This is a genomic window from Nocardia kruczakiae NBRC 101016 (assembly GCF_001612965.1).
In the GTDB taxonomy this organism is placed as follows: Bacteria; Actinomycetota; Actinomycetes; order Mycobacteriales; family Mycobacteriaceae; genus Nocardia; species Nocardia kruczakiae.
In genome coordinates, this window is the sequence record NZ_BDBL01000020.1 from 65840 (window position 1) to 79242 (window position 13403).

16 protein-coding genes are annotated in these 13403 nt (G+C 64.8%); 6 read left to right on the top strand and 10 right to left on the bottom strand.

The features are described from left to right. Positions 1-24 precede the first annotated feature (24 nt). The 5 genes from NK1_RS15790 to NK1_RS15815 all read right to left on the bottom strand — a co-directional run bounded on the left by NK1_RS15790 (position 25) and on the right by NK1_RS15815 (position 4297). On the bottom strand, positions 25-1482 hold the full coding sequence (locus NK1_RS15790) for an amidase (RefSeq protein WP_063009452.1): 1458 nt from the start codon (positions 1480-1482) through the stop codon (positions 25-27). Between the two features lie 500 nt (positions 1483-1982). Further along, entirely contained in the window at positions 1983-2393 is a 411-nt protein-coding gene (locus tag NK1_RS15800) for a hypothetical protein (protein ID WP_063009366.1), read from the bottom strand. Then, entirely contained in the window at positions 2393-3676 is a 1284-nt protein-coding gene (locus tag NK1_RS15805) for a WXG100-like domain-containing protein (protein WP_063009368.1), read from the bottom strand. The genes NK1_RS15800 and NK1_RS15805 overlap by 1 nt, the downstream gene beginning before the upstream one ends. After that, on the bottom strand, positions 3673-3948 hold the full coding sequence (locus tag NK1_RS15810; protein WP_167354268.1) for a WXG100 family type VII secretion target: 276 nt from the start codon (positions 3946-3948) through the stop codon (positions 3673-3675). Before NK1_RS15810 ends, NK1_RS15805 begins: the two co-directional genes overlap by 4 nt. A gap of 37 nt (positions 3949-3985) precedes the next feature. Beyond that, positions 3986-4297, bottom strand: a complete 312-nt coding sequence (locus tag NK1_RS15815) for a WXG100 family type VII secretion target (protein ID WP_063009372.1) — start codon at positions 4295-4297, stop codon at positions 3986-3988. 108 nt (positions 4298-4405) lie between these two features. Between NK1_RS15815 and NK1_RS15820 the strand changes: the two genes are divergently transcribed. Further along, complete coding sequence (locus tag NK1_RS15820; protein WP_245660552.1) at positions 4406-4813, top strand: Uma2 family endonuclease; 408 nt, start codon at positions 4406-4408, stop codon at positions 4811-4813. Continuing rightward, a complete protein-coding gene (locus NK1_RS35760) occupies positions 4810-5016 on the top strand; it encodes a hypothetical protein (protein ID WP_245660554.1) in 207 nt (68 codons plus the stop codon). The genes NK1_RS15820 and NK1_RS35760 overlap by 4 nt, the downstream gene beginning before the upstream one ends. Positions 5017-5038: 22 nt before the next feature. Here NK1_RS35760 and NK1_RS15825 read toward each other — a convergent pair whose 3' ends face one another. From NK1_RS15825 to NK1_RS15840, 4 genes are read right to left on the bottom strand one after another with little or no spacing between them, the layout of a single operon-like run. Beyond that, positions 5039-5845 (bottom strand): ESX secretion-associated protein EspG, encoded by an 807-nt coding sequence (locus NK1_RS15825; RefSeq protein WP_063009374.1) that lies wholly within the window; start codon positions 5843-5845, stop codon positions 5039-5041. Between the two features lie 3 nt (positions 5846-5848). Further along, complete coding sequence (locus NK1_RS15830; RefSeq protein ID WP_063009376.1) at positions 5849-7171, bottom strand: hypothetical protein; 1323 nt, start codon at positions 7169-7171, stop codon at positions 5849-5851. Between the two features lie 12 nt (positions 7172-7183). Continuing rightward, positions 7184-7561, bottom strand: coding sequence for a hypothetical protein (locus NK1_RS15835; protein WP_063009378.1), 378 nt, complete (start codon positions 7559-7561; stop codon positions 7184-7186). A gap of 11 nt (positions 7562-7572) precedes the next feature. Next, complete coding sequence (locus NK1_RS15840) at positions 7573-8142, bottom strand: DUF3558 domain-containing protein (RefSeq protein WP_084461011.1); 570 nt, start codon at positions 8140-8142, stop codon at positions 7573-7575. Between the two features lie 139 nt (positions 8143-8281). Here NK1_RS15840 and NK1_RS15845 point away from each other — a divergent pair, with 139 nt between their 5' ends. Genes NK1_RS15845 through NK1_RS15860 form a run of 4 tightly spaced genes read left to right on the top strand, consistent with a single transcriptional unit; the run spans position 8282 to position 12121 of the window. Continuing rightward, a complete protein-coding gene (locus tag NK1_RS15845; RefSeq protein ID WP_063009382.1) occupies positions 8282-9520 on the top strand; it encodes a flavin-dependent oxidoreductase in 1239 nt (412 codons plus the stop codon). After that, the gene (locus tag NK1_RS15850; RefSeq protein ID WP_063009384.1) at positions 9517-9978 is read left to right on the top strand and encodes a MarR family winged helix-turn-helix transcriptional regulator; all 462 of its coding nucleotides are present in this window, start codon (positions 9517-9519) and stop codon (positions 9976-9978) included. The genes NK1_RS15845 and NK1_RS15850 overlap by 4 nt, the downstream gene beginning before the upstream one ends. Continuing rightward, positions 9975-11660: a CocE/NonD family hydrolase gene (locus NK1_RS15855; protein ID WP_063009386.1), complete on the top strand. Its 1686-nt coding sequence runs from the start codon at positions 9975-9977 to the stop codon at positions 11658-11660. The genes NK1_RS15850 and NK1_RS15855 overlap by 4 nt, the downstream gene beginning before the upstream one ends. Beyond that, a complete protein-coding gene (locus NK1_RS15860) occupies positions 11657-12121 on the top strand; it encodes a DUF3237 domain-containing protein (RefSeq protein ID WP_084461017.1) in 465 nt (154 codons plus the stop codon). The genes NK1_RS15855 and NK1_RS15860 overlap by 4 nt, the downstream gene beginning before the upstream one ends. Here NK1_RS15860 and NK1_RS15865 read toward each other — a convergent pair. Then, a complete protein-coding gene (locus tag NK1_RS15865) occupies positions 12118-13380 on the bottom strand; it encodes a cytochrome P450 family protein (protein WP_036509390.1) in 1263 nt (420 codons plus the stop codon). The two genes, NK1_RS15860 and NK1_RS15865, sit on opposite strands and share 4 nt — an antisense overlap. Positions 13381-13403: the final 23 nt, after the last annotated feature.

A 13403-nucleotide genomic window follows, 5' to 3' on the forward strand; every position in this document is an offset into this window, starting at 1 on the left:
TCGATTACTTCGCGTGGACACTGCCTATTCGAAGCCGGGCGGCGGGGTGAATCCGCCGAACTCCTGCTCGAGCAATTCGGCGAATCGCAAGGTCGTCGGGTCTTCGAGATAGGGCCCGATGATCTGCATGCCGAAGGGCAGCCCTTCCGGTGAGCGTCCGAACGGAGCTGCGGTGGCCGGGAGCCCGAGCAGGGTGGCGATACTCGCCCACACCAGGTTGTAGTTGTACGGGTAGGCGGTGCCGTCGATTTCGAGCGTGCGAGTGTCCATTGCCGAATGGTCGTGGGGGAAGGCGGGTGTCGGGGTGATCGGGCACAGCACCACGTCGAATTCGCCGAACAGCTGTCGCCACCGGTCGGCCAGGCCGATGCGGACGCGGTCGGCCTTGATCCAGTCGCCGTGACTGGCAACGAATGCACGTTGGATGACCGCCTCGACGGTGTCGGCCTCCGGCGGAATTTCGGCAACGACGGCTTGGATGGCCCGGATGGCGTCGGGCGGCGCATCGGCGCCGAATTGCGACATCAGCAGTGTGAAATAGGTTTTCGCCGTCAGCGTCAGGTCGGGCAGTAGCGCACTCTGCCGCGCGACCGAGGCACCGGCCTTCTCCAGTCCCTGCGCGATGCGGTCGAAACCGTCGCGAATCACGGTGGAGGTCGGCACCAGCGGATGACTGTCGATGATCAGCACGCGGAATTGTGCGAGTTCCTCGCCGCGCGGCGGTGGCAGCTCGAGCTTGTAGGCGACCGCGTCCACGTCGTCGGGCCCGGCCAAGAGCCGCGTCGCCAAGGTCAGGTCGGCAGCACTGCGAGTCATCGGCCCGACGACGGGGAGGTCCATCGGTGCCGCCAGCGCCGGGGTGCGCGGCGGTACGTGTCCGCGCCCCGGCAGCAGGGTGCGCGACGGTTTGTGTGAGTAGACGCCGCAGAAATGCGCCGGAACCCGCAAGGAACCGCCGATATCGGAGCCGAGCGCGAGCGATACGTATCCCGCCGCGAGCGCGGCGGCCGACCCTCCGGACGAGCCCCCGGGCGAACGGGTCAGATCCCAAGGATTGTTGGTCGTGCCGTAGATGTCGTTGTAGGACTGCCAATCACGCAGGAAGAACGGCACATTCGTTTTGCCGACGACAACCCCGCCCGCTGCCTTGACGCGTGACACCAGCACCGCGTCCTCGGCCGGCTCCCAGCCCTTCGCGTCCGGGAGTCCCCACGTGGTCGGCAGACCGGCGATATTGAACGATTCCTTCACCGCGACCGGAACGCCGAGTAGCGGAGCATCCTCGCCCCGCGCCAGCGCCGCATCGGCCTGTTTCGCCGCAACGCGAGCACGCTCGAAATCCCGCACCACAACGGCATTGACCTTCTCGTCGAACCTCTCGATCCGCGCAATGCTCAGTTCGAGCAGTTCGGTCGCCGAGATGGTCTTTGCCTGCAACGCGGCTACCTGCTCCCGCAGCGTCGCAAACTCCGGTCCGGGCATCAGTTCTCCTTGCATCTCCGGGTGCGTGCACACCTCGTGGTCGTGGCCGAAGCGTCGGTCCGGATGCGCCGCGACAGACGCTCTCCACACAACCTCATCAGAACGACATTTAGTCCCAGAGAAGATGTTTCGTGCTCCTTGCGAGGCACAGACTGCCGATCATGCCCTGTGCGAACCCGCGCCCCATCCGGATCGGTGTGCACATCGCCCCGCACCAACCGACACGGCTCCAGCACCTCGAATCAATCTCGTCCGAGTAGCCGCTCGACACTTGCCAACCCGATTCGCGCGTGGTCCGTCATCGCCTCGGAGGGGATCATCGAAGCAGTCTCCAGAACGGGACACTCCCCCATACCCTCCATCCCATAGAGCAGGTACGCGATGTGGTCGACGTCGGCATCATCGGATCGCCGCCCGATCTCGTCGAGGACGGCCAACAGTCCTGCGACGCCTCCACGTCTCATCAGGATGTTCGCACCAGCCGTCTCAAACTGGTCAGTTCACGAATGAAGGTAGGGATCATTTTCCCAAGGGTCACCATATTTTTCGTAGGGATCCCCCAGCGCGCGCAACCGCTCCCTGCCGGTCTCGGTGATCGCGGCGCGAAAGATTTCACACGCCCCTATCTCGTCCTCGGCAATGTCCAGATATCCCGGCGTGCCGTTGTAGCCGTGAGATATTCGATGGATGGCCTCATCGACGGGGACATCCCACGGCTCCCAGCTCCGGCCACCACCAGGAAAGGCCCCGAGCCGGATGTACCCGTTATCGGTCAACTCTTTGATAATGGCGAGTACATTAGAACGCGAATACTCATCCGGCGCCACCGCCTCGACTGTTCCATCGAATTCGCCGATAGGCGCCCAATCATCCGACACGTGATACAGAAGGAAGCTTTCCAACTTTTCCATCACGGTAAATGCACCTTCACTATCCTCTTGCGATCGGGATACTTGATTTCGATCGTAACCCCACCGGATTCACTCTTGTCACGGATCTTTATCTCAGTCCCATCTGGCAATCTTGATCCGCGCCCCGGGAAGCGTCCAACATCGATCTCCTCGCCATCACGAGTCAAATCCTCGTACAGTTGGCGGATCTCCGCATCCGTGTCCATCTCTCGGTTCGGCTTGTTCTTTCCCGGCCTTGTCCGAGAGTCGAGGCTACTCCTCACCTCGTCCGCACTCCGGGGCCCAGGTTTAGGCGCCGCCTTGCCCTTACCTTCCTTGACACGACTTCTCAGACGGCCGTACAGGTCCCGCACGGCCGTACGCGCCTTGACCAGAGCATCCTTGGACTCCTGCTTGAGTCCGGCTATCTGCAGGGCCTTGCGCCCGCGCCAGGCGGTGATGCCCTCCTTGATCTTCGTGGCCCAGTGCTTGACAGTGGCTGCTCCCTTGGCGGCGGTTACGGCGCCCGCACCGAAACTGATGAGGGACAGGCCGATTGTGATGGCGGCGTCGATCGCGAGTTCTTGGACAAGGCTTTCGAGGAAGCCTTTGATTTCGTCTCGGAGTTCCTTCAGGGCGTCTTTGTAGGCGCGGCAGGAATCGCGGATCTGGGTACAGGACGTCAGGAGGGCATCGATGTTGTCGGACAGGGCTTTCAGGTCGTCTTTGATGTGGACCGCATCCGGCGCGGTCACATCGTCGAACAATGTGGACGCGATGGTTACCTTGTCGCGGGCGTTGGTGTTCTGATAGATCGTTCCGAGCCGGTCCCAAGCGTCTGCGGCCTTCTCGAGCTTTCCGGTATCGCCGTCGGGCACGGGGATACCGATGTGGCTGGCCATGTCGATCCCGGCGTCGATGATGCCGTGGCCCGGACCGCCCGCCGATGCGGGGACCGAGAAGGGTCCGAAGACCGGAACTGGTGGATCGGCAGGTCGATCCGGCTGGGGCGTGCCCTTCAAGGTTGCGTCCGACTGTGCGTGGTTGAAGCCGATATCGTTCAACGCAGTGCCATACGCGTTGAGTGTGCTGTGGACGTCCTCGAAGAAGCCGACGGCCTCCCATGCCGCCGAGTTATAGGATTGGGCCCATTTCTGCCCATCCTGGTCCACGCCGGCCATGGATCCGCAAGTGGATAACTCGTTGAAGATGAACAGGAAGCTGTCCCGAAGCGCGGCCGCCGCATCGAAGCAATTTGTCGCGGCCTGATAGTAAGTCTTCGGATCTACGTCCAGCTTCGTCATACGCCGAGAATCTTCAGGTTGTCGGAGACGGCAGTCGTGTGCGCTTCGTGGACATGCTTGACGGCGTCCTCGAGTGTCTTCAGGCCGTGTGCGAGTTCAGCCGCACCGGACAACCATTCGCGGTGCGCCTCGCTGTAGGCCGTCGCCGCCGCACCGGTCCAATGTCCTTCGGCCTCTTTGGCTTTACCGTCGATCGCCTTCAACTGGTCGTCGATAAAACCGGCGAATCCTCGAATTCGGGCGGCAAGACTGTCGAGCTTGTCGAGGTCCACCGAGAATCGGCGTGCGTCCGGTGTCATGCGATCCCCCTCAGGACATGTTCAAGCTGATTCCGGTGGCCGATGATTGATCCGTCGTACGGAGAGTGTCGGCGGTTACGCCGAGCTTGGATGCCAACTCGACCAGCGCATCCCACACCTCGACCGCACCCTGATGAAACTCATCCCACCCAGCGGAGAAGGCGTCGGAGTTGTTACCGGTCCAGCTTTCCAATACCTCGCGGACGTCGGCTTCCAGGGCGGTCAACCCGTCGCGGCACTGATTCGCGATCCCGAGCGCCGCGACGCCCAGCGTCTTCACCTGCTCCAGGTCGGCCGAGACACCCGGTTCAGGATTGCTCATCGTTCCCCCTCTTCGTGACCCCTCCGGGACAACCTACCCGAGTACCCGGGGCGCCTACCATGACCGTATGTCCCAGCCGCGGATCGAGCGCCCTGACCTCCGGAGTTCATGACGTGGGAGGAACTCGAACAATTGCCCGAGGAGATCGCCGCGCAGATCGAGTTGTGGGACGGTCGCGTGGTGTGGGTCCGCCGGGGACCCGCGGAACACCAGATCTTCACCAATCGTCTGTGGGCTGCGCTCGAGCGGCACACCCGAGAGGTCAATCGCACCGTCCCCGACGAGGGTTGGCGAGTGACGACCGAGACGAACGTCTTTCTCGGCAGTAATGGGAAATCCGATGTCCTGACCCCTGATTTTCTCGTACATCGCTGCTTGGGGTCGCCCTACCAGGACATCCGCTCCGCCGATACCTTGCTCGTCGGTGAGGTGCTGTCGCCGTCCGACACGCAGTCCGATATGGAGGCCAAGAAAGCGCGCTACGCGGGTGCCGGTATCCCTGGTACTGGGAGGTGATCTCGGCCCGCACGGAGAGCGCGATTGCCACGATTCGTGCCCACGCCCTCGAAACCGGTCATGGCGACCTCCCTCCGGGAGTCCGGCCGCTGCATCCGGCCAACTACCTGCTCGCCGGCGAATGGTCTCCTGCCGATTCCGAAGAGGTGCGGATTGATTTCCCGTTTCCGATCGTCATCGGTTGGCGGGAACTCCAATACTGACGGCCGAGGTCCGAACTACGTCTCAGGCGTAACTCGGATCGTTGTCCTCACGGAATCCCTGGACCGTCGCGTCGATCAGGCGTTGCAGGTGGTTTTGGACGATGGATGTGTCGGCGGGGTCGGCGCGGAGGTCGTGTTTGGTGTGGCGGACGAGGTAGCGACCGTCCGAGTAGTCCATGATGTGGAAATCGCGGGCCGGGGTGGGGCGGCGGTCCCAGGCGGGGCCGGGGCAGACGGCGACGTGGAGGACGGTGCTGCGGGGGCGTTCGAAGAAGCGGGCGGCTTCGTCGCGTGGTGAGCGGGGTGCGTCGTCGTGGAATGCGGTGTAGGGGCGGTCGTCGTCGGTGAGGTCGGCGCGGTTGACCTGCAGGGCGGGGCGGGTGCCTCGCGGGTGGCCGGGGATGGCGGCGAGCAGGTGGCGGGTGAGGCTTTCGGCGCGCAGGAGCGACATCCGTACGGTCCCACCGGATTCCGGGTCGGATGAGGGTTGCTGGGTGACCAAGACCGCCTGCCGGTAGTGCACCGCCGCGTGGATGCGGACGCGGTGGCGCGGATCGCCCATCTGCTCGAGATCGCCCGAACCGTTCGACGCCGCGGCGAATCCAGCGATCTCGATGCGTGATTCGGGACCGTGGAGGATGCGCACCGCGGCTTCGGCGCTGTCGTCGATGCGGCCCGCGAGGTCGGCGGCTTCGGCTTTCCACTGGGCTTCCAGTTCGTCCGAGGTCTCGGCGTTGGAGCGGAACTGCAAGGGGTACGGCAGGACGTCGTGTCCGGCGGCACGCCACAGGACGGTGAAGCCGAGCGCGCTGAAAGTCCAACCTGCCATGGGCTATTCACCCAAGACCGGCGGGACGGTCTTCTGCCGTTGTTCCTCGGAAAGGCCGGTCAGTTCGTCGCCATTGTCCCGCGACACCAACTCCTCGCTGATCTTGGACTTGTGGGTCTTCTCGTCCTCTTTCTTCGACTTGGCGCCGGGCGGCATCATTCCGGGCATACCGTTCATCCCGGCTGCCCCCTTGCCCAGACCGGTAGCCAACCCGCGAGCTGTTCCTTGGCCCGGGGCCCCGGCCCTCGGCACCGATGTACCGCGACCGGCCGAATTACCCGAGCCGCCAACGGGTCCCGCCACGCCGGGTCCGCCCGAACCGTACGGGAGCCCGGTCCGTGGGTCGATACCGGACGGCGTCACTGCCGACGGGGTGGTCTGCGTGCCCGCCGCTGAAGGATCCCATCCAGCCGGGGTGGCGCTCGCCGAGGTGGTATTCGCCGGATTCTGCGCCGAGCTGGTCAATGTCGACGGATCGACAGCGCTCGGTGTGGTGGCGTCCCCCGGACCTTGATCGGGATTCGGCGGTTTGGGCTGATTGGTATCGCCAGGGCCGTGGCCCTCGTCGGGACCCTTCGAGGGCGGGCCTACCGGGGGAACTCCCGACGGCTTCCATCCCGTGTTGTCGTCGGGCGTGTTCACGGGATTGTAGGGCCGAGGCGCCAACGGCACCTGCGTGTCACTCTCGCGCACGGCCGGGTAGAACACGTTGTTGATCAAATGCTCGTTCGCCGCGTTGGCTTGAGTTTTGCGGTGATCGTTCAGTTTCCACGTCGGGCCGGGCACCCAACCGGCAAGATCGCTGGTCCAACTCGTGTGCGGGGTCGGCTGCGCGGCAGGTTTGGTGATCTCCACCGCCGAGCGAACCAGCTTCACCTTCTCGCTGACCAACTGGGCGGAGCTCACCAGATCTTTCTCTTTGTCCGTGAAACTCTTGATGCCCTCGGCGGTCTTCTGAGCCGCCGCGCCCTGCCACTTCTCCTGAATGGCCTTCTGAATCTGCGGCCCGAAAGTGTTGTGCCCGTTCTCGATTTTGTTCCGCAGCCCCTCCCAGAAGTTGTGCAACGTCACCACCGTGCTGGGCTGCATCTTCTGAATACGGTCGTACAGATTGTCGATATTCTGCGGGTTCTTGTATGCGTCCGGCCCGACCTGCGGGTTCTGGTACTGCCCTCCGAATCCGCCGTTGACGATCTGGTTGATCCGGTTGCGCGCCGCCGTCGCGTCCGGGCTCTGATCGCCCTGCGCATTCGCGAACGAGTCGGGCGGGCCGCCCTTGTGCTGCTCCCAGAGGGCAGCAACCAGCGGGACGAGTGGAAGTACCATGTGCTCCCCCGATCAGTGGTTTCCGGAGCCGGCGATGGTGCCGGCGTTCTGCTGGTCGTGGTCGACGAGGCGGTCGACGGAGTGCTTGATGGTGTCGCGAATCAACTCCAGCACCTGGATGTGTTGATCGAAGGCCGAGTCGAAGTCCCCCTCGCCGCCGACAGCCTTGGCACCTAACATCTTTGACAATTGGTCTGCTGCCGGAAAATCACCCAGGCCGGTGACGTTGGACATCTGCAGCAACATGGCCTTGCATTCCTTGTACACCTGCAGTTGATCTTCGCAGGCTTTCAAACAATCGCGGGAGACCGACGGGTCGAGGTCCAGTCGACCAGCCTGTGACTCGCCCGCGAGATACTTCCACAGCGTCACGTCTTCGTTCTGCCCCATGATCTCCCCTATCAGGACGGAAACAGCGGCACGAGTGCAGAGGCGGCGCTGATCGCGTGGCTGCACGGCGGCTCTGCGGCACGTGAGCTCATGTTGTACATGGACACTTCGAAGGTCCCTCGGCTTCCAGGGAAGGCCACGTAGCAGTTCGTACCGTTCTTATCCGATGCGGTTCGGTACTGGAAGCCTTTCCTCCCGGCGACCGTGACTTCCTGGAAGTCGATGTTGTCCGACTTCTTCTTCAAATCGTCGATCGTGAAGATCGAAGACCAGACTCCGAGTGTGTAGTAATAGTCCGGATTGTCGTGCCAGGAGCACAGCTTCCATCCGTCGACAGGAACGCCACCTATGTTGACAGCGCGGGTAGCCGGGTCCATCCCCGCCTGTCGCAGCACGTCATCCGTTACCTGCGTGCACGGGTCCCACAACGCCGCAGTCGCCACCTTCGGATCACTCGTCTCCGGCGAGGCCGTCCCCGAAGTCGACGAGGAACACCCGGCCCCCACCAACACCGCCGCAGCCGCCAGCACAGCCGTAGCCGCCTTACGTATCACCGATGCCTCCCGTTGATCCCCGCGCACACGTCCTCCTGGAGTCTAGGACGCACTCGACGGCCACTCGGTTCCACTTATTGATCATCACAAGAGAAGAGGACGCCGGGCGCACCGCAGAAGACCCACCCATTGACCAGGAATAGTTTTGTTGCAAAACTGTCCGCCCATGAGGATCGTGATCGTCGGCGCCGGCATCGGTGGCCTGGCCGCGGCCCTGAGCCTGCATGCGGCCGGGTTCCGGGATGTGGCCGTGTACGAGCGCGCCGATGTGTTGCGGCCGCTCGGCGTGGGGATCAATCTGCTCCCGCATGCCGTGCGTGAGCTGACCGAACTCGGCCTGGGCGAGCGGTTGGCCACGCTGGCCGTGGCGCCGCGAAAACTGGCCTACTACAACCGGTTCGGACAGGAGATCTGGTGCGAGCCGCGCGGCCTCGAAGCCGGATACCACTGGCCGCAACTGTCGGTGCATCGCGGCAGACTGCAGATGGCGTTGCTCGACGCCGTGCGTGAAAGGCTGGGCGCGCGAACCGTCCGCACCGGACATCGCCTACTCGCCGCGGACTCCGACGGTCGCGCCCACTTCGCCACGGCCACAGGCGAATCCACTGTAAATGCCGATCTGATAATCGGCGCCGACGGCATCCATTCGGCCCTCCGCCACCAGCACCAGCCGGACGAAGGCCCACCCGTCTGGAACGGACTGACGCTGTGGCGCGGGACAGCGAAGCTGCCCGGTTTCCTCGACGGTCGCACCATGATCATGGCCGGTGGCGCCGAGCAGAAGTTCGTGGCATATCCGATCCGCGACGCGATCAATTTCATCGCCGAGCGCCGGACAGTCGGATTCGGCGAACAGAATGCCGATTGGAATCGCGCGGTCGCACCGGCGCAGATAGTGGATCTGTTCCGAGACTGGCGCTTCCCGTGGCTGGAAGTACCCGAATTACTGAGTACCGCAGACGAAATCCTCGAATATCCGATGGTCGACCGCGACCCGCTCGACCGCTGGACATACGGGCGCACGACGCTGCTCGGCGACGCGGCACATCCGATGTACCCGAATGGTTCGAACGGGGCCTCACAAGCCATCCTCGATGCCCGAACCCTCGCGTTCCACCTGGCCACCGCGCACACCCCCGACGCAGCTCTCGCCGCCTATGAGCAGGATCGACGCCCGGCCACGACTGCCCTGGTGCACAGCAACCGAAAGCAGGGCCCCGAGCAGGTCATGGTTCTCGCCCACGAACGCGCGCCGAACGGGTTCGCGCACATTCACGACGTCATCTCGCCGAAGGAGTTGGCCGCCATCGCCACCGGCTACAAGAAGGCCGCCGGGTTCGATCGCGACACCCTCAACCACCGGCCTTCGCTGACCCCACCATTCAACGAGGGGGACGTCTCGTGACCGACCTCGATCCCGCCCGGCTGGCATCGGTCATCTCACCGCTGCGCCGAAGCTTGCTCTCCGCCGCCCGTGCCGCCGAACATCTCCCGGACATCCCGGATGCGCAGATCGAAATCGTGCGCGCCCTGCCGCCCGGCACCGTCAGCACCTCGAGCGAACTGGCCGAACGACTCGGGCTGAGCCGCCCCACGGTCAGCAATCTGCTCACCGCGATGGAGGCCAGCGGCTTGGTCGAACGCCGCCCCCGGCCCGGCGACCGCCGCCATGTCGAAATCGCGACGACCGCGCGGGCCCACAATCTGTTCGCTCGCTTCGACCAGGCCAGCGGCGCTCTCATCAACGCCGCGGCGGCGACTCTCGATCCCGAGGACCGCGCCGCGCTGGCCACCGCACTCCCCGCGCTCGAACGCCTGCGCGAGGCTCTCCAACGACTCCAGACCACGGAGGAAACCGAATGAGCACGCCCCGCCAGCGCCTTTCGCGGTGGATTCAAGCGCGGATCATCAAGGGACTGGTTCCCGGCCCGCACGACATCGCCGTCCGCAAGAACCTGCGCGTCCCGATGGACGACGGTGTCGAGTTGCTCGCCGATCTGATCACGCCGATCGGCAACCCCGATCCGAAGCTGCCCACAATCGTGATCCGTGGCCCGTACGGGCGCCGCGGACCCGTCGCCGGCCATGCCCGCGCCCTGGCCCGCGAAGGTTTTCCCGTGCTGTTCCAGAGCTGCCGCGGCACCTGGGGTTCCCGCGGTGTGTTCACCCCGCAGATCGATGAGCAGCGCGACGGTATCGCGACCCACCGCTGGGTTCGCGAACAAGACTGGTGCACAGGGCCGGTGGTCACCTTCGGAGCCAGCTATATGGGCTTCACCCAGTGGGCAGTGGCGGGAAAGCTGCAGAAGGAGGATCCGGACATCGCGCCCGATGCCCTCTGCCTGGTCGTGACGATGCCCGATTTCGGGGCCATCACCTGGGACAACGCGGCCTTCGCACTGCGCAACGCGCTCGGCTGGACGCAGATGATGGACCGGATGATCCACCGTGAACTGCTCGCCCTGGTGCTGGGTCAGCTGCGCCCGGATCGCAAGCTGCGCAAGGCATTCGACGTGCTCCCGCTGTCCGGCGGTGATGTCGCCGCGAACGGTCGCACGGTGCACTGGTACCAGGACTGGGTCGGTCACGAACGGCTCACCGACGAGTATTGGACTCAGCAGTCGCATACCGCCTCGGTCCCCGATGTCACCGCGCCGGTGTACATGATCACCGGCTGGTACGACATCTTCCTGCCGTGGCAGCTGCGCAACTACGCACAGCTCGCCGAAGCGGGACGACCACCGCGCCTGACTGTCGGCCCGTGGGGGCATCTCACCCGAGATATGGGCGCACCGACGGTCGCCGAGACGGTGGAATTCTTGAAAGAGCATTTCGCCGATGCTCCGAGCAAGCGGGTAGCACCGGTGCGCGCCTATCTCACCGGCGCCGAACAATGGCACGACCTGCAAACCTGGCCGCCGTCCGGCACGGCGAGCGAAACGCTGTACCTGCACGCCTCACGCAAGCTCGGCCCGGATCGCCCGGAAGGCGGCATCACCGGCTACGTCTACGACCCCGCCGATCCCACACCCGCCGTCGGCGGCCCCAGCCTCGGCCCGACCTCGAACCCGCTCGACAACGCCGCACACGAGCGCCGCGGCGACGTCATCGTATTCCGTGGTGAGCCGCTTACCACCCCCGTCACCGTTGCCGGAGAACCGTTGGCGCGCATCAGCTTTCGATCGTCGCAACCCAGCGCCGACATCTTCGTCCGGATCTGCGATCTCCACCCGGACGGGCGATCGATGACCGTATGCGACGGTATCCGCCGCATCGGCAGCATCGCCACGACCGATACGGACCCGGCACCGGACGCGGACGGTTTCCGCGACATCGAGGTGCGGCTGTGGCCCACCTTCCACCGGTTCGCAGCCGGCCACCGCATCAGCGTGCAGATCAGTTCCGGCGCCCATCCGCGATACGCGCGCAATCCCGGATCGGGCGAGCCGGCCGCCACCGCGGCCACCATTCACTCTGCAACACAAGAGATTTCACACGCCGCAGTGTCTCCGTCGCGGATCGAACTGCCGGTGTGGTCATCGTGAGCGCCCCGGCAGTGCCCGGCTTGGAGGTGGCGTTCCGAGTGGAGGCACGCCTGGGCCCGCCGGAGGACCACGGCGTGACCCGCGCCGGCCACCGCCGCGTCGTACCGATCGTCGGCGGCCGGATCAGCGGCCTGTTCGAGGCCGACATCCTTCCCGGTGGTGCGGACTGGCAAGTGATCCGCCCGGACGGCGCCATCGAGATCGACACCCGTTACTCGGCGCGCACCGCGGACGGCGCCCACATCTACCTCCGGACCTCCGGCATCCGCAGCGGAGCGCCGGAGGTGCTGGACGCATTGTTGCGCGGCGATCCGGTCGACCCGTCGGACTACTATTTCCGTCTGGCCGTGCGGTTGGAGACGTCGAATCCGCAGCTCGCTGGACTGGAACAGTCCCTCTTCGTCGCATCGGCGATTCGGGAAGCGACCACGGTCCGCTACACCGCCTACCGCCTCACCTAGACCAGATGCAGCCGAGGCGACGGCGGGAACGTGACCGGCAGTGCCGTCATCGAGCGATGGAACGGCCCAGGCCGCCAACTGATCTCACTCGGATCGACAGCGAGGCGGATTTCCGGCAGCGCGTCGAGCAGCTGATCGATCGCATCCTGCACCACCAGATACGCCACCGAACGCGCCGGACACGCATGCGGGCCCGCCCCCCAGGCCAGATGCGAGCGGTTACCGGTGCGATCGCCGCCCGCGATCTCCGGATCGTTGTTGCACGCAGCCAGACTGATAATGACCGGTTGATTGGCAGGCAGCCAGGTGGTGTCGATCAGAATCGGCTGGCGAGGATAGGTCATGCAGAAGTTGGCCAGCGGCGGATCGGTGAACAGCACTTCGTCGAGCGCATCGCGCGTCGACAGGCTGCCCGCGAGGATGTCGCCGCCGAAACGCTCGTCGGTGATCATCAGCAGCAGGGTGTTGGAGATCAGATTCTGCTGCGGTTCGATGCCTCCGCCGTAGAAGACGATCAGGTTGCGAACCATCTCCTCGTCGTTGAGCTTGGCCGGATGGTGGGCCAGATGCGAGGTGACGTCGTCGGCGGGCGCGGCGCGGCGCAGCTGCACCTGCTCCATCAGCGCCTGACTCATATGGTCCATCCCCCATGCGGCGTTCACCGTGTCGAAGATCGCCGCCATCCCGGTGGCCACGCGCCGGCCCAGATCCGCCGAACAGCCGACCATACGGTTCAGCACCTCGAACGCCAGCGGAAATGCGTATTGCGACACCAGATCCGCCGAACCCGACTCGCAGAACTCGTTGATCAGCGGGATGGCGATCTTCTCGACGGTGGTGTGCAATTCGTGCAGGTCGACCCGGTCGAAGGCCGCCGTGAACGCCTGCCGATACCGCGCATGCGCACTGCCCGCGCTGCGGATCACGTTCGGATACCACTCCATGATCGGCCGCACCGGGCAATCCGCGGGAACGGTTCGCTCCCACGCCCGCGGGTCGGCCGGGAAGTGGTCGGGATCGTTGAGGATCTGCAACGCGGTGTGATAGCCGATGACCAGCGTCGCGGGCACGCCGGGCGCCAGCTCGATCGGCACGATGGAGCCGAAGCGGCGGCGCATCGCCTCATAGGCACGATGGGGATCGGCGACGAATGCCGGTGTGTCCAGCACGATTCGGGGGCCGTCGGTGTCGAAGGGGGTACCGGCCTGATGAACAGGGCAGCCGGGGGCCGCAGCCAGGTCGGAAGGTGGGGTTGACAAAGGGGGTGACTCCAGAGAATGAA